The organism is Nocardia sp. Marseille-Q1738, assembly GCF_965283145.1.
In genome coordinates this window covers 870,403-894,531 of sequence record NZ_CBDIMS010000001.1, presented here as the reverse complement: position 1 = coordinate 894,531, position 24,129 = coordinate 870,403, and the positions used below count along the sequence as shown (strand labels likewise).

At 68.3% G+C, this 24,129-nt stretch carries 15 protein-coding genes; 8 read left to right on the top strand and 7 right to left on the bottom strand.

What is annotated here, in order from left to right; genetic code table 11:
• The first annotated feature begins 48 nt into the window (after positions 1-48).
• Together ACWPXK_RS03990 and ACWPXK_RS03985 are read left to right on the top strand one after the other, a co-directional pair.
• The gene (locus tag ACWPXK_RS03990) at positions 49-861 is read left to right on the top strand and encodes a MerR family transcriptional regulator (RefSeq protein ID WP_454194628.1); all 813 of its coding nucleotides are present in this window, start codon (positions 49-51) and stop codon (positions 859-861) included.
• A gap of 13 nt (positions 862-874) precedes the next feature.
• A complete protein-coding gene (locus tag ACWPXK_RS03985) occupies positions 875-1,225 on the top strand; it encodes a VOC family protein (protein WP_454194627.1) in 351 nt (116 codons plus the stop codon).
• Positions 1,226-1,290: 65 nt separating this feature from the next.
• Here the strand turns inward: ACWPXK_RS03985 and ACWPXK_RS03980 are convergent, their stop codons facing one another.
• The gene (locus ACWPXK_RS03980) at positions 1,291-1,725 is read right to left on the bottom strand and encodes an SRPBCC family protein (RefSeq protein WP_454194626.1); all 435 of its coding nucleotides are present in this window, start codon (positions 1,723-1,725) and stop codon (positions 1,291-1,293) included.
• 338 nt (positions 1,726-2,063) lie between these two features.
• On the opposite strand from ACWPXK_RS03980, the gene ACWPXK_RS03975 reads away from it, so the two are divergent.
• Together ACWPXK_RS03975 and ACWPXK_RS03970 are read left to right on the top strand one after the other, a co-directional pair.
• A complete protein-coding gene (locus ACWPXK_RS03975; protein WP_454195435.1) occupies positions 2,064-3,506 on the top strand; it encodes an FAD-binding oxidoreductase in 1,443 nt (480 codons plus the stop codon).
• Positions 3,503-4,819 (top strand): class I SAM-dependent methyltransferase, encoded by a 1,317-nt coding sequence (locus tag ACWPXK_RS03970; protein ID WP_454194625.1) that lies wholly within the window; start codon positions 3,503-3,505, stop codon positions 4,817-4,819. The genes ACWPXK_RS03975 and ACWPXK_RS03970 overlap by 4 nt, the downstream gene beginning before the upstream one ends.
• Position 4,820: 1 nt before the next feature.
• Here the strand turns inward: ACWPXK_RS03970 and ACWPXK_RS03965 are convergent, their stop codons facing one another.
• The 5 genes from ACWPXK_RS03965 to ACWPXK_RS03945 all read right to left on the bottom strand — a co-directional run bounded on the left by ACWPXK_RS03965 (position 4,821) and on the right by ACWPXK_RS03945 (position 16,696).
• Complete coding sequence (locus ACWPXK_RS03965; protein WP_454194624.1) at positions 4,821-8,408, bottom strand: protein kinase domain-containing protein; 3,588 nt, start codon at positions 8,406-8,408, stop codon at positions 4,821-4,823.
• A 520-nt stretch (positions 8,409-8,928) separates the two neighbouring features.
• Positions 8,929-10,026, bottom strand: a complete 1,098-nt coding sequence (locus tag ACWPXK_RS03960) for an esterase-like activity of phytase family protein (protein ID WP_454194623.1) — start codon at positions 10,024-10,026, stop codon at positions 8,929-8,931.
• An 81-nt stretch (positions 10,027-10,107) separates the two neighbouring features.
• Positions 10,108-12,258: a 3-hydroxyacyl-CoA dehydrogenase NAD-binding domain-containing protein gene (locus ACWPXK_RS03955; protein WP_454194622.1), complete on the bottom strand. Its 2,151-nt coding sequence runs from the start codon at positions 12,256-12,258 to the stop codon at positions 10,108-10,110.
• Positions 12,259-12,298: 40 nt separating this feature from the next.
• On the bottom strand, positions 12,299-13,513 hold the full coding sequence (locus tag ACWPXK_RS03950) for an acetyl-CoA C-acetyltransferase (RefSeq protein ID WP_364326563.1): 1,215 nt from the start codon (positions 13,511-13,513) through the stop codon (positions 12,299-12,301).
• A gap of 291 nt (positions 13,514-13,804) precedes the next feature.
• Positions 13,805-16,696 carry a DNA polymerase III subunit gamma and tau gene (locus ACWPXK_RS03945; protein ID WP_454194621.1) on the bottom strand — a complete coding sequence of 964 codons (2,892 nt, stop codon included), beginning with the start codon at positions 16,694-16,696 and terminating at the stop codon, positions 13,805-13,807.
• A gap of 440 nt (positions 16,697-17,136) precedes the next feature.
• On the opposite strand from ACWPXK_RS03945, the gene ACWPXK_RS03940 reads away from it, so the two are divergent.
• The 3 genes from ACWPXK_RS03940 to ACWPXK_RS03930 all read left to right on the top strand — a co-directional run bounded on the left by ACWPXK_RS03940 (position 17,137) and on the right by ACWPXK_RS03930 (position 20,972).
• Positions 17,137-17,958 (top strand): hypothetical protein, encoded by an 822-nt coding sequence (locus ACWPXK_RS03940; protein ID WP_454194620.1) that lies wholly within the window; start codon positions 17,137-17,139, stop codon positions 17,956-17,958.
• An 81-nt stretch (positions 17,959-18,039) separates the two neighbouring features.
• Entirely contained in the window at positions 18,040-20,286 is a 2,247-nt protein-coding gene (locus ACWPXK_RS03935; protein WP_454194619.1) for an MMPL family transporter, read from the top strand.
• Entirely contained in the window at positions 20,283-20,972 is a 690-nt protein-coding gene (locus ACWPXK_RS03930) for a TetR/AcrR family transcriptional regulator (protein ID WP_454194618.1), read from the top strand. The genes ACWPXK_RS03935 and ACWPXK_RS03930 overlap by 4 nt, the downstream gene beginning before the upstream one ends.
• 267 nt (positions 20,973-21,239) lie before the next feature.
• Here ACWPXK_RS03930 and ACWPXK_RS03925 read toward each other — a convergent pair whose 3' ends face one another.
• A complete protein-coding gene (locus ACWPXK_RS03925; RefSeq protein WP_454194617.1) occupies positions 21,240-22,157 on the bottom strand; it encodes a neutral zinc metallopeptidase in 918 nt (305 codons plus the stop codon).
• Positions 22,158-22,497: 340 nt separating this feature from the next.
• Here ACWPXK_RS03925 and ACWPXK_RS03920 point away from each other — a divergent pair, with 340 nt between their 5' ends.
• On the top strand, positions 22,498-24,129 hold the full coding sequence (locus ACWPXK_RS03920; protein ID WP_454194616.1) for a DUF2207 family protein: 1,632 nt from the start codon (positions 22,498-22,500) through the stop codon (positions 24,127-24,129).

The window sequence follows — 24,129 nt, the reverse complement described above, 5'->3', positions numbered from 1 at the left end:
ACGGGATGCGGTTGACCCTCCCGTCACTGGAGGGTGTTGGCTGAGGCCATGACGGCCACCGTCCCGATCGGGGAGTTCTCCAGGCTGAGCCATCTCAGCGTGAAGACGTTGCGCTACTACCATGAGATCCACCTGCTCACTCCGGTCGACATCGACCCGAGTTCGGGCTATCGGCGGTACTCGACGGCACAGGTGGAGCAGGCGCAACTGATCCGGCGGCTGCGCGCATTGGACATGCCGCTTCCGGAGATCCGCGCCGTGCTCGCCGCGCCGGACGAGAACGCCCGCGACGCCGCGCTGCGCGCACACCTGACGCGCATGGAGGAGGAACTGACCCGCACCCGCGCGGTCGTGGCTTCCTTGCGTTCGCTGCTGACGCCCGCGACGCCGATCGCCGTGCAGCATCGCACGGTCCCGGCCTTCCCGGCCGCCGCCATCAGCGCGGTGGTGGCGCGCGAACACATCGGCGAGTGGTGCGGCTCGACGTTCCAGGCGTTGTACGAGGCACTGGCCGCGACCGGCATCGCGCCCGCGGGTATCAGCGGCGCCACGTACGGCACCGAGTTCTTCGAGGAGGACGAGGGCGAGGTGGTCGCGTTCGTCCCAATCGCCGATACCGGCATCGAGCTGCCGCAAGGGCTTTCGGCCATCGAATTGCCCGAGCGCCGTTTCGCCGTCGCCGTGCACGAGGGTCCGTTCGACGATTTCGATCGCACCTACGGCGCGCTGGGCAGCCATGTAGCCGAACACGACCTCGCCCTGCCGGAGCCCATCCGGGAGATGTACCTGTGGGGACCGGACCGAGCCGACGACCCCACCGCCTACCGGACCGAAGTGTGCTGGCCCATCGCCCAGCCGTGAAAAGGAGATATCCATGGCACTCTCGATCGCCCACGTGACCATCGATTGCGCGGATGCCGGTGCGCTCGCCGGATTCTGGGCGCGACTGCTGGACCAGCCGGTCGACCCCGATGCCAACGCGGAGTTCGCCACTGTGGGCCGGACGGCGGGCGCCACGCCGGTGCTGATGTTCATCCGGGTGCCGGACAAGAACCCGGGCAAGAACGTGATCCACTTGGACCTGCACGCACCCGACCGAGATGAGCAGGTTCGGCGTGCGATCGACCTCGGCGCCGAGCACAGAGGCGATTTCGACATGTACGGCACGAAGTGGACGACACTGGCCGACCCGGAGGGCAATCTGTTCGACATCGGCGGCGAGTAAACCGGCGCGATACCGACAACGGCCCGGCACCAACGCGGTACCGGGCCGTTGTCGTGGTCAGCCGATCACGCCAGTTCGCGCTGCAGGTTCCCGAGCACCTCGGCCTGGATCTTCTTCAGACCCAGCGGCGCGAAGATCCCCTCGAAGATGCCCCCGATGCCGCCCGCGCCCTTCCAGGTGGTGCGCAGCGTGACCCGCGCGCCGGAGCCCTCCGGGGTGACTGTCCAGGTGTTCACCATCGTTGAATTCGAATCGCGCTCGGTGACAATGGAATCCGATACCGAGACGACCGCGTGCACATTGCGCGTGCGCTTCTCGGTGGCTTGCAGCGTCCACTCCGCGACGGTGCCCGCTCCCTTGCCACCTTCGACCACCTTGTAGTCGCGGTAATGCGAGGAGAGGATGCGCGGACGCACCGTGTCGTAGTCGGCGATTGCCTCGAGTGCGCGCTGCGGGTCCGCCGCAACGACGATCGAACTGCTGGCGCTGACCTGTCCCACAATGAGCTCCTTGTCCGGATGCGGTGTCTCGACCGTTCCCTATCCTGCCCTGCCTCCTTGCGGGCGCACCGTCCAGCCTCGCCTTGCTATGCTCCGCACTCGACCAGTCCATGGAGGGGGCCGCATGCGGCCACAGTACGTCAACCAGCCGGGCTATCCGGGACCGCAGTACGGCCCGGCGCCGGGGTTTCGGCCGTACTGAATCGGGCATTGCCCCACGCGGCCTGTCACGTCGAACGCGCGGTATTCCCGATGCAACATTCGCGTGACTTTTCTCCCGGATTGATCATTTCTCGGTGGCTGTAGGTCAGGGTGCGTACTAGCGTCGAGGGGTGGCAGTGAGTCTGTTGGGGAAGGCCGGACACGCACCGGCCACACGCGAATCAGGATTTGCCGCGCATCGAGCGGGCGTCGACCGCCTATTGGCGAGTTACCGCGCGATACCCGAGCACGCCAACGTCCGGTTGGCCAAGAAAACTTCGAACCTATTCCGCGCCAGGGCCAAGAACACCGCGCCCGGTCTGGACGTCTCCGGCCTGACCAAGGTCATCGCGGTGGATCCGGTCGCAAAGACCGCCGATGTCGCAGGCATGACCAGCTACGAAGAACTGGTCGCCGCCACCCTGCCGTACGGGCTGGCGCCGCTGGTCGTTCCGCAGCTCAAGACGATCACGCTGGGCGGAGCGGTCACCGGGCTCGGCATCGAGTCCACCTCGTTCCGCAGCGGTTTGCCGCACGAGTCGGTGCTGGAAATGGACGTGCTGACCGGCGCGGGTGCGATCATCACCGCGACGCCGGACAACGAGCACGCCGACCTGTTCCGCGGTTTCCCGAACTCCTACGGCACGCTGGGTTACACCGTCCGGCTGAAGATCGAGCTGGAGCAGGTGCAGCCCTACGTCGCGCTGCGGCACGTGCGCTTTCGCGATCTGCGCGAGCTGGAGACGACCCTCGCGACGATCGTGACGGACCGGGCTTTCTCCGGCGAGCGGGTCGACTATCTCGACGGCGTCGTGTTCTCCGCCGAAGAGAGCTACCTGACATTGGGCCGCCGAACCGACGAGCCGGGCCCGACCAGCGACTACACCGGCATGGACATCTACTACCGGTCCATCCGGCACGACGGCAGCGCGCCCAAACGCGACCGCCTCACCATCCACGACTATCTGTGGCGCTGGGACACCGACTGGTTCTGGTGCTCTCGCGCGTTCGGCACACAGAACCCCAGGATCCGCCGGTTCTGGCCGAAACGCTACCGGCGCAGCAGCTTCTACTGGAAGCTCGTCGCGCTCGACCACAAATACCACATCGGCGACAAACTGGATGCCCGCAAGGGCAATCCGCCGCGTGAGCGGGTGGTGCAGGACATCGAGGTACCGGTGGAGCGCACCGCCGACTTCGTGGAATGGTTCCTGCGGGAGATTCCGATCGAACCGATCTGGCTGTGCCCGCTGCGATTGCGCGAGACCGGCGAGGAAAACCGGCCGGGCGAGCGCGCGTGGCCGCTGTATCCCCTGGAGCCGAACCGAACCTACGTAAACGTCGGATTCTGGTCGGCCGTTCCCACCGTCCCCGGGCAGCGAGAAGGAGCGGCCAACCGCGCCATCGAACGCACGGTGACCGAGTTCGACGGACATAAGTCGCTGTACTCGGATTCCTTCTACGACAAGGATGAGTTCGCCGCGCTTTACGGCGGAAACACCTACACCGAACTGAAGAAACGCTACGACCCAGACCAGCGCTTGCTGGATTTGTATTCGAAGGCGGTGCAACGCAAATGACGACATTCCGGGACCGTTCCGATGTCTTCGCTGACCTCGGAACCAAGCTCAGCATTGCCGACATCTTCGAGACCCTCGTCGAGGGCGACGTGCCGATCCGCCTGACCGCCTACGACGGCAGCGCGGCCGGACCGGAGGATTCGGCGTTCGCGCTGGACATCAGGACGCCGCGCGGCATCAATTATCTGGCGACCGCCCCCGGCGACCTGGGTATGGCCCGCGCCTACATCGCAGGCGACATGACCGCCAGCGGCGTACACCCCGGCGATCCGTACGAAATCCTGAAGGCGATCGACGGGCTGAAGTTCCGTCGTCCGTCCGCGCTGGCCCTGGTGGCCATCGCGCGCTCGCTCGGCTGGGAGCGGCTCAAGCCGGTCGCCCCGCCGCCGCAGGAGACCCTGCCGCGCTGGCGCCGCATCGCCTTCGAGGGCCTGCGGCACTCCAAGACCAGGGACGCCGAAGCCATCCACCATCACTATGACGTCTCGAATGCCTTCTACGAGTATGTGCTCGGCCCGTCCATGACCTACACCTGCGCGGTCTACGGTGACGAGAACTGGTCGCTGGAGCAGGCGCAGGAAAACAAATACCGCCTGGTGTTCGACAAGCTGCGTTTGAAGGAAGGCGATCGGCTGCTGGACATCGGGTGCGGATGGGGCGGCATGGTGCGTTACGCCGCCAAGCGCGGCGTCAAGGTCATCGGCGCGACGCTGTCGGCCGAGCAGGCGGAGTGGGCGCAGAAGAAGATCGCCGAGGACGGCTTGACCGACCTGGCCGAGGTGCGCCACTCCGACTACCGCGACGTGCCGGAGGGCGATTTCGACGCGGTGTCCTCGATCGGTCTCACCGAACACATCGGCGTGCACAACTACCCGTTCTACTTCGACTACATCAAGAGCAAGCTGCGCGACGGCGGACTGTTCCTGAACCACTGCATCACCCGCCCGGACAACACCCGCACCACCAAGGCGGGCGATTTCATCGACCGCTACGTGTTCCCGGACGGCGAGCTGATCGGTTCCGGCCGGATCATCTCCGAGATCCAGAACATCGGACTCGAGGTGCTGCACGAGGAGAACCTGCGCGAGCACTACGCGCTGACTCTGCACGAATGGTGCAAGAACCTGGTCGCCAACTGGGACGCCTGCGTCGCGGAAGTCGGCGAGGGCACCGCGAAGGTGTGGGGCCTGTACATGGCGGGCTGTCGGCTCGGCTTCCAGCGCAACGTGGTTCAGCTGCACCAGGTACTCGGCGTCAAACTGCCCGCCGACGGCGACTGGACCGTGCCACTGCGCCCGTGGTGGCAGCCGTAATTCAAAAAGCCTGGCTGCCCGCCTCGTCCAGGAGTTCATCCAGGAACGGGGCGGGCAGTTCGGTGTCCGCGACCTGTCCCGACGGAGGCAGATCAGCGCGCAGCACGCGCAGGATGCCGACCACGCCGGGGCCCGCGTCCAGCAGCGGCCTGGTCCAGCCGAGTTCGGCGCAGGTCGCGACGGCGGGCAGCAGCAGGTTGGTGGCCTCGCCGACCCAACCGGAGGTAGCCAGGCATTCCGCGAGCAGCAGCGCGGCGTCCAGTTGCGCACGGGGACGGCGCTTTTCCAGCGTGTGATCGTACAACGCGCGGGCGCGGCGCACCGCCCGGTCATCGGAGCCGAGGCCGTGTTCGGTGAGCAGCGCACGGATCGCGGCCAGTTCCTCGGCCTCGGCGGCGAGCAGGGCGGCGCCGGTCAGCCGGTGGCCCGCCTGCAGCGGCGTGGACTCGGCGACATCGGTGTAGCGGCGGTCCGCGGCGTCCGGCGGCAGGCCGAGCCGCAGCCGTTCCGCGCGGATGTGCGCGCTCAACCTGGCGAGGCGATTGTCGGTCGCGATGCGGGCGCCCTCGTCCAGCCGGGTGGCCGCGGTGTACAGGTCGCCGCGGACCGCCTTGACCCGGGCGCCGACGACGAACGTCGAAATCAGGAAGTCCACCGGGCCGACCCGGGTGACCAGCTCGTGACTCTCGTCCAGTAGCGGGTCGGCGCTGCCCAGATCGCCCCGGCGGTAACTCAATTCGCCGAGCAGCGCGGCGGCGACGCGCACCGCGTGTGAGCGCGGGCCCGCGCGCGCCCGCGCGGCCTCCCATGCCTGCTGGAAGCACCTGGTGGCGGTTGCGACGTCGAGTTGCTCATAGGCTGCGGCGCCCTGGCCGCATAGGCCGAAGACCATGCCGAGCGGATCCTTCGAACGCTCGTGGTATTCCACGGCCCATTCCTGGACCTTCCTGGCGCCCTCGAAATCGAACTCGCACAGCCGCACGAAGGTGGTGAGGTTCGCCGCGGTCGATATCGTCCACGGCGGCAGTTCGTCCGGGTGTTGCAGACAGTCGGCGACCCGGTCCAGCACGCCTTCGGTGTGGTCGCGCGCGATCTGGTCCGCCGCGGCGAGTACCACGGCCTGGCAGCGCTGCACGCGTACGTCGTCGTCGCTGGATGACCCGCGAGCCAAAATGTTCGACAGCCTGCCCAGCGCGTTGCGCGCCGCGCCGGACTGCTGCAGGTTGACGTTCGCCCTGGCCACCGCCATCAGCAGCTTCGAGCGCGAAGCCACCTGTTGCATCGGCAGTTTCGACACGCTGCCCAGCAGCGTGGCCAGGCGGGAACCGTCGATCAGGTCCATGCCGCCGCTCTCCAGCAGGTCCAGCGCCATCTTCAGATCGGTCGCGGCCAGCGCGTGGTCGACCGACTTGCGCAGCAGCTGGTGCTCGGCGTACCACCGAGACGCCTTGCGATGCAGAGCTTTCGATTTCCCGGGATGGACGCGGTCGAGCCGCGTCCGAAGATGCTCGGCGAACAGCGGCTGCATCCGGAACCAGTCCGGATCGTGCTCGCTGCGCCGCAGGAACAGCTCGCGCTGTTCGGCCTGCTCGAGCAGCTGGTCGGCGTCCGCCTCGTCCGACAGCGCCGCAGCGAGCGAGGCGCTCACCCGCTCGGTCACCGCGATCGACATCAGGAACTCGAGCATCCTCGGTTCCAGGGTGTCCAGCACGTTCTCGGCGAGGTACTCGCGGATGCCGTGGTCGCCCTCGGAGAGCGTCGCGATCAGCTGTGCGGGATCGGTGTTGCCGCGCAGCGACAAGCCGACCAGCTGGATGGCGGCGGGCCAGCCGTCGGTGGCCGTGTGAATCTCGGTGACCTGCTCGGGCGTGAGCTCGAATCCATTGCGCTCCACCAGGATCTGCCTGGTCTCCGCCTCGGTCAGGCGCAGCGCGGCCGAGCCGATCTCGACCAGTTCGTCGTGCACTCGCATCCGGCCGGTCGGCAGACCGGACTGCTCCCGGCTGGTCACCACGAATCGCAAGTGGTGACAACCGTTGTCCAGCAGCGCCTCCATCGCGCGATGCGCGCCCGCGTCGGTGATCCGATGCCAGTCCTCGACGATCACCACGATCGTCTGGCGCGCGGCATGGATCTCGTCGATGAGCGTGGGGATCACGAACGCGGCCGCGTCGGCGGGCCGTTCCTCGAGCACCTGTTCCAAGCCGTCGCCGACATCCGGACGCACGCGGCGGATCGCCTCGATCAGGTGAGCCAGGAACCAGATCTCGTTGTCGTCGTCGCGGTCGATGCCGATCCAGGCGACCGCGGCGTCGCTCTCGGCGAGTTCGGCGCGCCACTGCGCGGCCAGCGTGCTCTTGCCGAATCCCGCGGGCCCGTGGATCACCGCCAGCCTACGCCGGTCGCCCGCACGCAGGATGTCCAGCAAACGCGGCCGCGGTATCGGGGCGCGCGTCGGTGTCGGCGGACGAAATTTGGTTACCGCCGTTGGCGGCGTCGTGATCGCGCCCGGCGTACCGGGGTGCTGCGAGACGGCGGGCCGCAACGTCAGCGGCCAGCTGCGCCGCGCGGTGACCGCGGGATGGGTACCGGTCCACACCACGGTGGGCTCGCTGACGTCGGTGGAGGTAGTCGACTGAGGTTCCGGCGTGGTGTCCAGCAGCGCCATCTCGTCGGGCAACTGATCGTGGTCGCGCTGCACGGTCCGCAGCATTTCGCCGAATTCGTACGCGCTGTCCGGGCGGTCGCGCGGATCCGGGGACATGGCATGTTCGATGACCGCGGCCAGGTCCTGGGGAATGTCCTGTTCGCGCAAGTCGGGCACGGGCTGCGTGGTAATCCGCAGGAACTGGGCGACCACTCGCTCGCCCGCCTGCCGCTCGAAGGCCGCGTGCCCGGTGAGCAGTGCGAACAACGTCGAGCCGAGGCCGTAGATGTCGGAGCGGACGGTCGGCTCGTCGCCCTTGAGCACTTCGGGCGCGGTGAACGCGGGCGAGCCGGTGATCATGCTGCTCGACGTACGGAATCCGCCCGGAATCCGGGCGATGCCGAAATCGGTCAGCTGCGGTTCGCCGTAACCGCTGAGCAGGACGTTGGCCGGTTTCACGTCCCGGTGCAGGATATGGGCCCGGTGCGCGCTCTCGATCGCCCCCGCCAGCTTCACGCCGGCGCGCAGCGAGTCCGGCCAGGTCAGCGGGCCGTGATCGCGAATCAACTGCTCCAGCGACCCGCGCGTGCAGTACGGCATGACGATCAGCGGCATACCGGTGGCGGTGACGTCCACCTGGAGGATGTCGACGATGTTCGGATGACCGGACAGCCTGCCCATGGCTTGTTCTTCGCGGAGGAAGCGCTCCCGGCTCTCCTGGTCGATCTCCGAGGAGAGCACCTTCACCGCGACCACCCGGTCCAGTGCGGTCTGGATGCAGCGATAGACCACCCCGAACCCGCCACGACCGATCTCCACCGCGCCGGACAGGCCCATCGCCTCCAGCTCGTCACCGATGTCGATGGGCGTCTGGCGCTGCGTATTCGATTCGGCCGCAGACGATTCGGGGCCCACCCGGGCCGAACGCGTCTGTGGATTCATGTGATCACCTCGATCCCACATCGAATCGGCGTCACCGGCGGCCAACTTCGCGCCGAAGCCGGACACGGCGGGTGTCCGATATGTCTGCGCATACTCCAACGTAGCGCGGCGGGAGAGCCCGCGGGAGATGTTTCGGAACCGGATGGAGCGTGTCGCGGGTCCGGGCGTTTCGCGCCGCTCAGCGGGCGGCCGCAGGCTCACGTTCTGGCGCTTGGCGTTCTGAAAACGCCGACGATTTGCCAGCCGACAACTACGCGGCGCTCACCTTCTCGGATGTCGCCTTGCTGGCGGCGCGGCCATATCCCGGCCCCGGGAACGGATACCCAAGTGAGAGTCGGCCAATCGGATGCCCTCGAGAAATCCGGCGACAGGCCGCGGCGGCCGCCGAGTTTTGTTGAAGAAACAATTATGAATGGGGACGCCGTGTCAATACCCGAAGACGACCCCGCCGAAGGGCTTCGACTCGAACTCGCCGGTCCCCGGGTGACCGGCGCAAGGTGGAGAACCCGCCCCGCACCGACTAGCCGACGGCCAAGGCGATGACCTGGGTGATCTGGTCACGATCGAAATTGTTGTCGCTGACCAGCACCAGGGTTCGCGCTCCCGAAGGCAGGCGCGGACCCCAGGTCATGCCCTCGACGTTGTCGATGGCGGAAAGTCCGACGTCGTCGAGGTCGACGACCAGCCGCTTGGCCACCGGACGCGCGGCACCGATCGGAGCGTCGAGAATATTGGTCGCGACACCGAGATCGGCCTCGTAGACCCGGATCTTGTTGCCCACGCCCGGCACGAAGGAGCGTTCCAACACAAGAAGTTTCGTCGGATCCAGCGGGTCGGCGGCCAGGATCGAGGCGATCCCGGTCCCTCCGCGCCCCGGTTCGGGCCGTGACTCGGCGTGCACCGGCTCCATCGGATACGCGAACTGGGCGAGTAGCTGTCCGGAGCGCGCCTGGACGGTGATCCGGGCGGTCGCGCCGCTGGTCGTGGTCGCCATCGGGCCGTCCTGCAGCAGCGGCCCCTCCATCGAGGTAACGAACAACGTGCCCCCTGCTGCGAAGGTCGCGCCCTCCAGCCCTTGGTTCTGCCTGGGGCCGGAGCCGGCGCGCATCCGTTCGTTGTCCGGGATCGGCAACTCGCCCGCATACGAGCCGTCGGAGTGCGCGATGCGCGTCGACGGGTCCGCGAGAACGGTGTCGAGCCGTTCGCCCTCCTGCGTCCAGTAGTAGTCGCCGGTCCACGGATCGACCCGGATCTCCTCCGGGTCCACCGAATTCGGCGCGTAGGCGGTGCCCGTCGCGGTGGACAGGGCACGCGTGCCGGTGAACGCCACCGGACCGACCCCGTGCACACCGACATCGATACGCGCGGTGTAGTACCGGGCGGGGTTCTTGTTCGACCGGTCGTCGCTGATCAGCACGTACTCGCCGGTGCGTTCGAGATAGTCGATACCGGACAGCCCGCCCACGGTGGTGCCCTCGAAGTCCAGATCGTGGGCTACCGTCTGTTCGCCGAGCAGCCGCACCGACGGGCCCGCCGCCGGATCGGCGGCGGCGAGCGGCGCCGACGCGAGCGCGAGAGCACAACTGGCGATCAGGATGCGGTGACTACGTCTTGGCACGGCTGGTAACTTATCCGCACGAACGAAAGCCCGCCATCGCGGAAAGCGATGGCGGGCTTCGTCGTTCGTTCGGCGTGGAGACTACTTACGCAGCGAGGCCGGAACCTCGAAGCGCTCGCCGTAGGTCTTGGCGAGGTAGTCGGCGCGGGCCACGAAGGCCTCCTGGCCGCCCGGGTAACCGACGATGTACTGGTGCACACCACCGGTCCAGGCCGGGAAGCCGATGCCGAAGATCGAGCCGATATTGGCGTCGGCGGTCGAGGTCAGCACGCCCTCGTCGAAACACTTCTGGGTCTCGATCGCCTCCGCGAACAGCATGCGGTCGATCAGATCCTGCAGCGGGACGGAGAAGTCCGCCGTGGTCTTGAAGTGCTCGCGCAGGCCAGGCCACAGACCGGTGCGCTTGCCATTCTCGTCGTACTCGTAGAAGCCCGCCTTCTCCAGGCGGCCCGGACGACCCTCGGACACCATGTAGTCGATGACGTCCTGCGCCGGGTGCCGCTTCGCGCCCATGGTGGTGTCGCCCGCCTGGGCGGCCTCCTGGGTCTCCTTGGCGATCTTCTGCATGAGCTTCATGTTCAGCTCGTCCGACAGCTGCAGCGGCGCGGCCGGGTAGCCGGCCTGCAGACCGGCCTGCTCGATCGTGGCGGGCTCGATGCCCTCCTTGAGCATGGCGATCGCCTCGTTGACGAAGGTGCCGATCACGCGCGAGGTGAAGAAGCCACGGCTGTCGTTGACCACGATCGGGGTCTTCTTGATCGCCAGGGTGTAGTCGAACACCCGGGCCAGCGCCTCGTCCGAGGTCTTCTCACCCTTGATGATCTCCACCAGTGGCATCTTGTCGACCGGCGAGAAGAAGTGGATGCCGATGAAGTCCTCCTGGCGCTTCACGCCGGTCGCCAGACCGGTGATCGGCAGGGTGGAGGTGTTCGAGCCGAGCAGCGCGTCGGGGGTGACGATGTCCTCGATCTCCTGGAACACCTTGTGCTTCAGCTCGGTGTTCTCGAAGACGGCCTCGACGACGAAGTCCACACCGGCGAAGTCGGCCGCGTCCGCGGTCGGCTTGATCCGGTCCAGCAGCGCCTTGGACTTCTCCTCGGTGGTCTTGCCCCGGGAGAGCGCCTTGGCCTCGATCTTCTCCGAGTAGTTCTTGCCGCGCTCGGCCGCCTCGATCGAGACATCCTTCAGCACGACCTCGTAGCCCGCCTTGGCCGAGACGTAGGCGATGCCGGCGCCCATCATGCCCGCGCCGAGCACGCCGACCTTCTTGATCTCCTTCTTCGGCACGTCCTTCGGACGCGAACCGCCGTTGTTGATCGTCTGCAGGTCGAAGAAGAACGCCTGGATCATGTTCTTCGCGACCGGGCCGGTGAGCAGGTGCACGAAGTAGCGGGACTCGATCAGCGACGCGTTGTCGATGTCGACCTGCGAGCCCTCCACCGCGGCCGCCATGATGGCGCGCGGCGCGGGCATGTTCGCACCCTTGATCTGCTTGCGCAGGTTGGCCGGGAACGCCGGCAGGTTCGCCGCGAAGGCGGGCGAGGACGGGGTGCCGCCGGGGATCTTGAAGCCCTTCTTGTCCCACGGCTGGACGCCGGCCTCGGGGTTGGCCTTGATCCACGCCTTGGCCGCCGGGATCAGCTCCTCGACCGAACCGACCAGCTCGTCGATCAGGCCGATCTCCTTGGCCTTGGCCGGCTTGTTGCGCTGGCCCTGCAGCAGCACCTGCATCAGGGCGTTCTGCAGGCCGAGCATGCGCACGGTGCGGATGACGCCGCCGCCCGCGGGCAGCAGGCCGAGGGTGGCCTCCGGCAGACCGATCTGCGAACCAGGCACGTCCGCCGCGATGCGGTGGTGGGTGGCCAGCGCGATCTCCAGGCCGCCACCGAGCGCGGCGCCGTTGATGGCCGCGACGACCGGCTTGCCCAGCTGCTCCAGGCGCCGCAGCGCGCCCTTGATCTCGCCGAGCTCGTCCATCAGGGCCTTGGCGTCGTCCGGGCCGACCTTCATCATGTTCTTCAGGTCGCCGCCGGCGAAGAAGGTCTTCTTCGCGGAGGTCAGGACAACACCGGTGATGCTGTCCTTCTCCGCCTCCAGCCGATCGACCGTGGCGGTCATCGACTTCTTGTACAGCTCGTTCATCGTGTTGGCGCCCTGGTTCGGGTCGTCCATCGTCAGCACGACGATGCCGTCCGAATCCTGCTCCCAACCGATCATGTTGGTTTCGCTCACAGCTCTGTGTCTCCTTGGTGTATCAGCTGTCGGTTGGGAATCAGACCCGCTCGATGATGGTGGCCACGCCCATGCCGCCGCCGATGCACAGGGTGATCAGCGCGTACCGGCCGTTGCGGCGCTCCAGCTCGTCGACCATGGTGCCGGTGATCATCGCGCCGGTCGCACCCAGCGGGTGGCCCATGGCGATCGCGCCACCGTTGACGTTCAGCTTCTCGTCCGGGATGTTCAGGTCCTTCTGGAACTTCAGCACCACGGAGGCGAACGCCTCGTTGATCTCGACCAGGTCGATGTCGTCGAGGGTCAGACCCGCCTTGGCCAGCGCCTTCTTGGCGGCCGGGGTCGGACCGGTGAGCATGATGGTGGAGTCGGCGCCGCTGGTGGCGGTCGCGACGATGCGCGCACGCGGGGTCAGGCCGGAGGCCTTGCCCGCCTCTTCGGTACCGACCAGCACCAGGGCGGCGCCGTCGACGATGCCGGAGCTGTTGCCGCCGTGGTGCACGTGGTTGATCTTCTCCACGAAGTGGAACTTCTGCAGCGCCACCGCGTCGAAGCCACCCATCTCACCGATCACGGCGAAGGACGGCTGCAGCTTGGCCAGGTCCTCGGCGGTGGTGCCGGGACGCATGTGCTCGTCGCGGTCCAGCACGACGATGCCGTTCTGGTCCTTGACCGGAACGACCGACTTGGCGAAGTAACCGCCGGTCCACGCCTGGGCGGCCAGCTCCTGCGAGCGCACCGCGTAGGCGTCCACGTCGTCGCGGGAGAAGCCCTCGATGGTGGCGATCAGGTCGGCGGACACGCCCTGCGGGACGAAGTAGGTGTCGTAGTTGGTGGCCGGGTCCATCGCCCAGGGCCCGCCGTCGGAGCCCATCGGCACGCGCGACATGGACTCGACGCCACCGGCCAGAACCAGGTCGTCGAACCCGGAGCGGACCTTCTGGGCGGCCATGTTGACCGCCTCCAGGCCGGAGGCACAGAAGCGGTTGATCTGGACGCCGCCGACGGTGTCGGGCAGAGCGGCCGCGGTGACCGCGGTGCGGGCGATGTCGGCGCCCTGGTCGCCGACCGGCATGACCACGCCCAGGATCAGGTCGGAGATCCGGTCCTCGTCGAGGTTCGGGAAGCGGCCGCGCAGCTCCTGGATCAGACCAACAGTCAGGTCGATCGGCTTGACCGAGTGCAGCGAGCCGTTCTTCTTGCCGCGGCCGCGCGGAGTGCGGATGGCCTCGTAAATGTAGGCCTCTGTGGTCATATCGGAGTTTCCTTCCTTAAGGTGCGGCGGCCGGACCTTCGTCCGTCCGAGCGCTGGTGTGCGGCGACACCGCGTGTGCGGCGTGGCTGCGGCTGACCTCGCCGACCGGCCCTGTGGCCGACCGTTCCTAACGCTGTACAAAACCAGGTAGGCAACAGCGGACGCACGTTCCGGTCGCCCGTACGCCTGCGCATACCATAGAACGTCGTCGTCCCGGAGCTCACGGCTACCCGTTCATACTACCGCGGTGTGCGAACTCCGGTTAACTTAACGTCGCGGGAACGGTGGTTGTCAACCATCCAACCGTGTGGCACCAAGCTCACTCTTCAGCAATTCCAGGGCGACCTCGTCCGGGTCGCGCCGGTCGCCGGGTGCGACCGGATCGGCCGCGGCGGCCATCATCTCCTGCTCCTCCTCCGGCGTCGAGGCGGGGACGGCCCCGTCGTGGTCCCAGCCCCTGCTGGTGACGGCGCTGTTTCCGCTCGACTCCGGGTCGTGCCGCGGATAGTCCGCCGGGCCGGGATCGTCGGGTAGGTCGGGGTAGTCGGGCGGCGGGATGTCGTCGTCGGCGGCATGTGGGCGGGGGTTCGCGCCGGCCGAGCGCGAACGCCCCGCATCGGCCGACTTGTCCGCGCCCGCGTTCCTGGATTGACTCGGTCGCGAAAATCGCGGCGGCGCCGCCGTGTCCGACGCGCGTCCGGGCGCGTTGCCGGATTCACGTCCCGCCGCCTGGGCGCCGGACGTGCGCGAGCGATTGGCCGATCCGCCGGACCGCGGCGCGGCGGGTCGCTGCGGCGCGCCGCCCACTTCCCAGCGCACCTCGAGATCGCGCCCGAGCACCGCGCGCACCGCCGACCGGACCGCCTCCAGATTCCGCGGATCGGACAACCGCTGCGCCAGCGGCGCGTGCTGATGCGCGAACACGACGACATCGCCCTCGATCCGCGCGACCGACGCACCGGCGAGCATCGCCTGCACCGCCGCGCCGAACTCCCGCACCTTGGCCCGGATCTCCGCCCAGGCGGCTTCCACCTCGCTCAGCAGGTCACGACCCGCAGTGTCGGACGCCGGTTGCGCGGCCGATTGCGATACCGGGCTCGCGGGCGATGATCGAGCGTCTGCGGCGCGCGGCTCCCGCGCACCAGCTCGGTCGACGCCGCGACCGTCGGCCGCACCGGTCCCTTCGTCACCGCGCTGTGCACCAGCGGGATCGACCGTTCGCGAATCTTGTCCAGCACCCGGATCGACCGTCTCGGCGCCGCGGGCGAAAGCCGGATCCACAGGCTTCGATGAACCAGGCCCGCCGGCATGGGAAATCTGCTGTGGAACACCGGGTTCTGGCGCTCGTGCAGGCGCGCCATGCGCCGAGCCGGACCTGCCACCGGATGCGGCGGACCCGGAACCGGTCGGGTCGCCCGCCGTTCCGTGTGGAGCGCTCGAGACATCCGGCTCCGCGGCCGCGCTCGACCCGCCCGCTGAAGGGACGGCCGACACTACGGCAGGCGGCCCCGGTTCGGCAGTCGCTGCGATCCGGTCGGCCCCGTCCTCGACACCCGACGCCCCGGATCCCGGACGGCTGGACGATCCACCGACCTCGAAGGGTTCCGCGCCACCGGCATTCGCTGGCCGACCAGCGAATGCGTCCTCGGTACGTCCAGCAACGGCGGCGGAACCGGCAGCACCAGAAGCCGCACCTGCCGCTGGTGCAGTCCCTACCGGCGGCGAGCGATCGGCGCCTCCGGTAGCGGCGGCACCTCCGGCGGGCACCGCACCCCCGGCACTCGCAGCACCGCCGGTCTGCGCCGGATCACCAGCGGACGGCACATCACCGGCTTCGATCGCCCCCTGCGAGCTGGGCGCCGAACCGGTACCGGATCGACCATCCCCACGGCTCTCGCGGCGAATCGCGGCCAGGGCCTCCGCACCCCGGCGCCGCGGCGGCTCCGACGGCGACGCACCCGAGGGAGCGGGTTGGGACGGCGCGGCGGGCGTCGCCGAGGACGCAGCAGGTGCCGCGCCTAAGGAACCGCTGGCCAACCCCCGCTCCAGCCGTTCCAAACGCTGCAGCGTGGCGGATTCCGCATCGGACACCGAGGGCAGCAGCATGCGGGCGCAGACGACCTCGAGCAGCAGTCGCGGCGCCGTGGCGCCGCGCATCTCGCCGAGCCCTTCGTGCAGCAGATCGGCGTAACGGGTCAGGGTGGCCGGGCCGAGACGCTCGGCTTGATCACGCATCCGGTCGAGCACGTCACCGGGGCCGGTGACCAGGCCGCGTTCGGTGGCGTCGGGCACCGCGCGCAGCAGGATCAGGTCGCGGAAACGATCGAGCAGGTCGACGGCGAAGCGGCGCGGGTCGTGGCCCGCCTCCATCACCCGGTCGACGGTGCCGAACAGTGCGGCTCCGTCGTCGGCGGCCAGCGCCTCGACGGCGTCATCGATCAGCGCCACGTCGGTGACGCCGAGCAGTGCGACGGCCCTGGTGTAGGTGACCCCCTCGGGGCCCGCGCCCGCGAGCAGTTGATCGAGCACGCTCAGGCTGTCGCGTGGCGAACCACCGCCCGCGCGAATCACCAAGGGGTACACCGCTTCTTCGACCGGCACCTGCTCCTGCTCGCAGATCCGGCCGAGCAGGCCGCGCATGGTGGCGGGCGGCAGCAGGCGGAATGGATAGTGATGCGTGCGCGAGCGGATGGTCGGCAGCACCTTGTCCGGCTCGGTGGTCGCGAAGATGAAGATCAGATGGGCCGGCGGTTCCTCGACGATCTTCAGCAGCGCGTTGAAACCCGCGGTGGTGACCATGTGCGCCTCGTCGACGATGAACACCCGGTACCTGGACTCGGCGGGCGCATAGAAGGCTCGATCACGCAGCTCACGGGTGTCGTCGACACCGCCGTGGCTCGCGGCGTCGAGTTCGATCACATCCAGGTTGCCCGGACCGCCAGGGCCGAGTGCCACGCACGACGGGCAGACACCACACGGCGTCGACGTCGGGCCCTGTACGCAGTTCAGCGATCTGGCGAGAATGCGCGCAGAGGAAGTCTTGCCGCAGCCGCGTGGACCGGAGAACAGGTAGGCATGACTGATCCGCCCGGTGTCGAGCGCGATACTCAGCGGGTCGGTGACGTGCTCCTGACCCACCACCTCAGCGAACGTTGCCGGTCGGTACTTCCGGTACAGAGCCACGGCCAGAGGTTACCGGCGGCCACCGACAAACGACATGCCCGCCCGGTACGGCGGATTCCAGGCCGCATATGTGATTCAGGTCACAACATGCCGCGCGCCTTCTTCGGCGATCAACCGCGCTCCACCAGATGGCAATGATCTAGCAATCACATATGCCGCGTGGGTCAATCCGGAAGTCGGTCGCCACATCACTCCTCATGAGGATGAAAATATGGACGCACACCCCGATTGACGCCGACTTTTCGGAGATAACGAATCCGTCACCATGAGTGACATGACGCAATCCGCTGGCTAACGTGACTGTCGGCAACTTCGGTAGCCAAACCTTCATCAGGTTGGTGACCCCGGCCGGTCCCTCATCCCGACCGGGGCACAACCAAAAGCTCGGCCCACGGGTGACCAGCGCCAATTCCCACACTTCCACCGGAGGAACTTCCACCGTGCCGTCGTGTGACGACATCGCCGCCGCATGGCTGTCCAGCACCGATTTCGCCGGCGACCGCTCCGCCGTAGCTCTACTGAGCCGCGCGATCAGCCCGCAGGATTTCGCGATCAAGCGCGACTCGCTCCCGGTGACCGCGGCGGCCGACCCCGCTACCTCGGCCGCCATCCTCGAACTCCTCGAACGCGGCCAGGTCCCCACCATGGCCGCGATCCGCACCCTGACCGCGCAGAACGAGATGCGCCGCGAGGCCGAACGCATCGAACGCCTCGGCCGTCGCGCGCAGCGCAGCATCGACGACTTCGGAAGGGTGCTCGCCAAACTCGCCGACGCGCACTGGACCACATACGGATACGGACCCACCCGCCGCGACGTGCTGTGCAGCGAGCAGATCATGACGCTGATCCGCACCCGTGTCGGCAATATCGCCCCGTCGGCGGTCAAGCATCTGTGGCTGATCGAACGGGCACAGCGCGCCGGCTGGATCGCCTCCAACGCCAATCCCCGATCCCTCTGTGCCGCACGGCGCTTCTACGCCGCCCAGTACGGCAACCGAGTGTCGCTGCGCCCGGTGAACACGATCGGTACCGCCATCGCGACGTACCTCGCCGACTATCTGGACGAGCACGGCCGCCCGCCGCGCTGGTCGGTGGTCGCACAGGAATTGCGTGACGACCGCGGCCGCCGGATCTTCCACAACACCGCCGATGCCCGCGCCCAACAGCTCTGGCTGACCACCGCCGAGTGGGTCGCCATGCGCGATGATCTCCCCGTACCAGGACGCAGGGGCCTACGGGCGATCCGTAAATCCCGCGGCTGACCTCCGGCTCGTCGAGCGGCCTCGACAACGGTAGGTTAACGGCGTTACTGTAACGCCGTTAACCTACCGAGGAGAGCCGCGATGCTGACCCGGATAGCCCGATTCACCACCCGCGCACCCCGCATCGTGCTGGCGACGGCGTTTGCCCTCGCCGTGCTGTTCGGCGTCTTCGGCGCTACCGCGGCCACGCACCTGAAGTCCGGCGGCTTCACCTCCGACGACGCCGAGTCCGCACGGGTGACCCAGCTCATCGCCGACAACTTCGGCGGCGCCGCACCCAACTTCGTGCTGCTGGTCAGCTCGGACGCGGGCGCCGACGATCCGGCCACAAAAGCGACGGGCATCGGACTGGTGGACGCACTGAAGGCGCGCTCCGGTGTGCAGGGCGTCCAGTCCTACTGGACCGCACCGCCGCCCTTGGCGAGCGCGCTGCGCAGCACCGACGGCAAGAACGCCCTGGTTGTCGCCTTCCTGGATGGCGACGAAACGCGGATTCAGCAGACCGCGGGCGAGTTGGAGAAGCAGTTGGCCCTGGACTCCGGCGGCATCACGGTCCGCCAGGGCGGCATCGCGGCGGTCTATCACGACGTGACCGAACAGACCACCCGAGATCTGGCCCTGGCCGAGGGCGTCGCGGTACCGCTGTCGATGATCGTGCTGATCCTGGTGTTCGGCAGCCTGGTCGCCGCCGCTCTCCCACTGGCCATCGGCGTGTTCGCCATCCTCGCCACACTGGCGATCCTGCGGCTGTTCACGCTGTTCACCGACGTCTCGATTTACGCGCTGAACATGACGACGGCAATGGGCCTCGCGCTGGCCATCGACGCCAGCCTGTTCATCGTCAGCCGCTTCCGGGAAGAACTCGGCAACGGCCTCGACACGACCGCGGCCACCATCCGCTCCGTGCAGACCGCCGGACGCACCGTGCTGTTCTCCGCACTGACCGTGGCGCTCTCGATGGCCGTGCTGAGCGTGTTCGACCTGTACTTCCTGAAATCTTTCGCGTACGCGGGCGTCGCGGTCGTCGTCGCGGCTGCGGCCGCCTCGATCGTGGTCCTGCCCGCCGCGCTCGTGTTGCTCGGCCCTCGGGTGAATTCCCTCGATCTGCGGGTTCCGCTGCGGCGCCTGTTCCGCCGCGGCGCGCCCGCTCCCGGCCCGCAGGCACCGGAGGACACCGGCTGGTACCGAATGGTCAGCTGGGTGATGCGGCACGCGGCGCCGGTCGCGATCGTCATCATCGCGGTGCTGCTGGCGCTCGGCGCTCCGTTCCTGTCGGTCGCGTTCGGTTATCCCGACGACCGGGTGCTGCCTACCAGTGCCTCCAGCCGTCAGGTCGGCGACGCGCTGCGCACCCAGTTCCCGCAGGCCGACCCGGTTGCCAACACCACGATCGTGCTGGACGGATACCGCGGCGGCACCGCGGCGATCGGCTCTTACGCCGCCGAGCTGTCTCGGGTCGACGGTGTACCGGCGGTGCTGTCCAGCGCCGGGATCTACGTCTCCGGGGCCCGCCTCGGCGCGCCTCCACCCGGTATGGCCAACGACACCGGGACATATCTGAGCGTCGCGACCAAGCTCGATCCCTTCTCGCCCGCCGGTGACCGGCAACTGCAAGAGATCCGGGCGATCCCGGCACCAGGCCCCGCGCTCTACGGCGGCGCGGCGGCGGCCAACGCCGACTCGCTGCACGCACTGGCCGCCCGGCTGCCGCTCGCCGTCGCGCTGATCGCGCTGACCACGTTCATCGTGCTGTTCTTGTTCACCGGCAGCGTGGTGCTGCCGATCAAAGCGCTTGTGTTGAACACGCTTTCGCTGGCCGCGGCGTTCGGCGCGATGGTGTGGGTGTTCCAGGAGGGCCACCTGTCCTGGCTGCTCGGCTTCACCCCGGTCGGCTACCTGGTGCCGACCATGCCGATCCTGATGTTCTGCCTGGCCTTCGGCCTATCGATGGACTACGAGGTGTTCCTGCTGTCGCGGGTGCGCGAGGAATGGCTGGCGACGCACGACAACACCCGCGCGGTCGCGGTCGGCGTGGCTCGCACGGGCCGGATCTTCACCGCGGCCGCCGTGCTGATGGCGATCGTGCTCGGCGCCCTGGTGACCTCCAAGGTGTCGTTCATGCAATTGCTCGGCCTCGGCCTCACGCTGACCGTGCTCGTCGACGCCACGATCATCCGCGGCCTGCTCGCGCCGGCACTCATGCGGCTGCTCGGCAAGGCGAACTGGTGGGCGCCCGAACCATTGGCGCGCCTGCACGCCAAGATCGGGCTGACCGAGGGCGAGGAGAGCACCGCGTCCCGCACGCTGGAAACCGCGGGACGGGCATGATCGGTGGCCAACGTCCGCGATCGCCGCGCGGTTCCGGAGCCCAGCTGCGCGAGGAGATCCTGCGCGCCACCGCCGAACTGCTCGCGCGGACCGGCCATGCCGACGCGGTCTCGATCCGCGCGGTGAGCAAGCTGGTCGGGGTGAGTGCGCCGTCCATCTATCGGCACTTCGCGGACAAGGACGAACTCATCGAGGCCGTGGTCGCCCAGGTCTTCGAGGACTTGGCCGAGGCGATGCGCGCGGCCACCGATCCAGCGACCTCACCGGTGACCCAGCTGCGCGACCAAGGCATGGCCTACGTCCGCTTTGCTCTCGCCCATCCCGAGCAGTACCGGCTGGCGACCGCGCCCACCGAGGCCTCGGGCGCGGTGGACCAAGTCCTCACCAGTGGAGCGTTCCAGCATTTCGCCGCCACCGTACGCAAGTGCATGGACGACGGAACGATGGCGTCACGCGACCCGCTGCCCGTCGTGCTGGAGCTCTGGTCGGTTGCCCACGGCATCGCCTCGCTACTGATCGCCAAGCCTTTCCTGCCCTGGGGCGACGTGGAAGCGGTCGCCTCGCGCGTGATGAGCGCCGCGTGTATCGGCTATAGCGTGTTCGACCTGGTCGGCGCGGACCCACCGACACCGGACGCGGTCACCGCCTGGGTAGCGAGTCTCCGGGGCCCCGAGTCGCCGGACTGACCGAACCTACAGCGCTTGTCTGCCAGCCCGCGCGCACGTGTTCGGGGCTGTAGACCGTCGGGCTGCGGCGGGCCGTCAGGCGGACCACGGTGGGACAGCACCGTACGGTGTGGGGACCCACGATCAGGACCGGGACGGAAGCCTCTCGAATGGCCGCAGCCGGAAGGCTGGGCACCGTATTTCGCCGCTGGCCCACCCGGTGCCTGCGAGTGGCCTCGGTGGGGGGTGGTCCGGGGCGCAGCTGACGCCGGAGCCCGGATCGTCCCCTCAGCTCACCGAGCTCGCCGACGCGATGAACGTATTGCACTGTGCCGCACGGTTCTTGTCCAGCCCGGTCTCGAACCACTGACCGCCGTTCTCGGACGAACCGTGGTCGCGCATGTCCCCTGCCTGGTCGCCACGGCCGTAGGCATCCTTGCGCGCGAGGGTGAGCTGCGGATCGGTCAGCGAGCCGCCCTCCGCCGAGGACGAGAGGTACATGCCGTCGAAGCAGTTGGCCTGCAACTCGACTCGGCGCGACAATTCCAGCCCCTTGGCGCTGCGTGGCCCCACGTCGGCGCGCTCGCTGTTGGCCCGGCGCAGGATTCCCGACATCGCCTGCACGTGATGTCCGTACTCGTGTGCGAAGACCGACAGGTAGACCACCCAGTTGTCCTTGAAGTAGTCGGTCTGCAATTGGCTGATCGGCATGTAGATGGTCTTGTTCGCCGGGCAGTAGAACGCGGCGAAGTTGCTGGTCGATCCGGTGCAGGGCGTGGTGATGCCGGACGTGGTCGCGCTGACGTTCACCGTGGGCGGCTGGAACGGCAGATTCGCCTTGCGCAGCACCGGTTTCCACGCCGCCTCCAGGCACGACGCGGCGCTTTCGAAGAACTTCCGCGCGGCGTCCACCTGGGTTCCCCACGGGGAGTAGTCGCACCGCGCCGGGAGCAGCGTCGCGTTGGGGTCGGTCAGCAGCGGGTTGTTGCCGGTCTCCGAGGGTCCCGAGCCGTCCGGCTGAGGGTCGAAGGTGAAGGTGGGCTGTGGGCCGGACGCGTCGCTGTCGTCGCGTCCGACGGAGATCGCGTTGCGCACCAGTCCGGCCGCGACCAGGAACACGACCACGACCAGCAGCGCAATCCAGCCGCCGCCACCGCGTTTGCGCGGCGGTGGATAGGGCGGACGTCCAGGCGGACCATAGGGCATCGGCGGCGGAACATGCGGGCGATAACCCGGCGCACCGTGGGCGGGCGGCGGGCCATACCCGGGCGGCGGGCCATACCCGGGCGGCGGGGCATATCCCGGCGGAGCACCGTGACCAGGAGGCGCGGCGTACCCCGGCGGAGCACCGTAACCAGGAGGCGGGCCATAACCCGGCTGCGAGCCGAAGGGCGCACCGTAACCGGGCTGCGGCGGAACCGGGCGCCCGCCATGCGGAACCGCGCCGTGTCCGTACGGTGGTTGTGTCACGCCCCCGTACCCCCTCATCTCAGTGATCGCCGACAGCCGCTGACGCAGAATAGCAAGCTGTCTAGAGTAGGCAGCCATGCTGACTTTTCGGGGGGCCGCCGTAGGCGCGCTGCTACTCGCCTCCGCGGGAATGCTCGCGTCGGCCCCGGTCGCCCACACGGAGCCCGCACCGAGCGGTGTAACCATCACCGCCGATCTGAAGCTGAGCCGCGAGGGCGTCCTCGAGGTGGTCGAGCAGGTGACGGTGCCGCCGGACGGCTCGTTCCGGATGTCACTTCCACTGCGGCTGAAGGTGAGCGACGACGCCGAGCGCGTCTTCCAGGTCACCGACGTGGATACGGAGGGCGCAGGCACCGCGACGGTGGCGAACGACCAGTTCACCATAGAAGCGAAGCCCGGCGAATCCACCTTCAGGTACTCGGTGCGGAACACGGTCAGCGACGCGCCCGGAACCCAGGTATTCCGTTGGCTCGGCGTGCTCAACGCGGATATCGCCGCGATCAGCGCGACGCTGATCAGCCCCAGCTTCGAAATGGGCATCGTCGACTGCAAACTCGGCCCGCCCGGCAACACGCGGCCGTGCGCCGACGTCAAGATCGAATCCGACGGAGTGCTCTTCCTGGAGCAGACCGACCTGCACAAGGGCGACGCGATCGATCTGACCCTGCAGCTGCCGCCGGGCACCGTGCCGAGTAACGCCGACGTGCGCGGCAGCGGCGCCGGAGGTCCCTTCGCGATCACCGGCCCGGTACTCGTCGCGTTCGGCGTCCTGCTGCTCGCCCTGGCCGGCCTGGTCGCGTTCGTGCTGCGCGCCCGTCGTCAGGACGCCGCCGCCGGCAGCGGTTCGGCGACGATCGATCCGCTGCTGCGCGAGAGCGACCGCGTGCAGTTCACCTCGCCCGATGGCGTGCTGCCCGGTGAGGCCGGCCTACTGCTGGACGGGTATGTCGACCCCATCGACATCGCCGCCACCGTGGTGGATCTCGCGGTGCGCCGATACATCCGGCTGGCTCCGCTCAGCGACCGGGACTGGCGGATCACCCGCGTGAACGCCCCCGACGATCAGCTGCGCGACTACGAGAAGGCCGTCTACCAAGCGCTGCTGCCCGCGGGCACCGACGCGGTGACACTCGCCGAGCTGCGCGAGCCGGGCCGTATCGCCGCCGGTCCGGTACACACCGCGCTGCTCGCCGACGCCGTCGCTCGCGGCAACTTCCTCGATCGCCGCCGCCCGGGTCTCCCGGTGTGGCTGGGCGGTGCGCTGGTCGTCGCGGGTATCGCCGCGACCGTCGTGCTCGCCCTGACCTCCGGGCACGCCCTGGTCGGCGTCGCCATCGCCCTCGGTGGCGTCGCGACATTGCTGCTGCCGAAGTACCTGCCGGTCCGCACGGCTCGCGGGTTGGAGCTCACCCGGCAGATCCGTGCGCTGCAACGCGGGTTGGAAGCGACGCGGCGCGAACAGATCCCCCCGATCGACCAGGAGACGGTGTTCTCTCGCGCCCTGCCGTTCACGGTGATCGGCGGCCGCGTCGACAACTGGATCCGGGTCTTCCGCGACCTCGATCCGTCAGCCGACGCGCAACCCGGCCTCTACTGGTTCACCGGCTTCGAGCGTGAGCGCAACCTCCAGCGCTTCGCTAGCCACTTCCCGTTCTTCATCACCGCGCTGGAAGGGCTGTTCGCGAGCGCGGGCGATCGGCACCGCTAA

Excerpts from the sequence above, each read along its gene's own strand:
- ACWPXK_RS03925 (WP_454194617.1), bottom strand. The coding sequence starts at position 22,157 with ATGCCCTATGGTCCGCCTGGACGTCCGCCCTATCCACCGCCGCGCAAA.
- ACWPXK_RS03965 (WP_454194624.1), bottom strand. The coding sequence starts at position 8,408 with ATGAATCCACAGACGCGTTCGGCCCGGGTGGGCCCCGAATCGTCTGCG.
- ACWPXK_RS03985 (WP_454194627.1), top strand. The coding sequence starts at position 875 with ATGGCACTCTCGATCGCCCACGTGACCATCGATTGCGCGGATGCCGGT.
- ACWPXK_RS03920 (WP_454194616.1), top strand. The coding sequence starts at position 22,498 with ATGCTGACTTTTCGGGGGGCCGCCGTAGGCGCGCTGCTACTCGCCTCC.
- ACWPXK_RS03930 (WP_454194618.1), top strand. The coding sequence starts at position 20,283 with ATGATCGGTGGCCAACGTCCGCGATCGCCGCGCGGTTCCGGAGCCCAG.
- ACWPXK_RS03970 (WP_454194625.1), top strand. The coding sequence starts at position 3,503 with ATGACGACATTCCGGGACCGTTCCGATGTCTTCGCTGACCTCGGAACC.
- ACWPXK_RS03990 (WP_454194628.1), top strand. The coding sequence starts at position 49 with ATGACGGCCACCGTCCCGATCGGGGAGTTCTCCAGGCTGAGCCATCTC.
- ACWPXK_RS03935 (WP_454194619.1), top strand. The coding sequence starts at position 18,040 with ATGCTGACCCGGATAGCCCGATTCACCACCCGCGCACCCCGCATCGTG.
- ACWPXK_RS03950 (WP_364326563.1), bottom strand. The coding sequence starts at position 13,513 with ATGACCACAGAGGCCTACATTTACGAGGCCATCCGCACTCCGCGCGGC.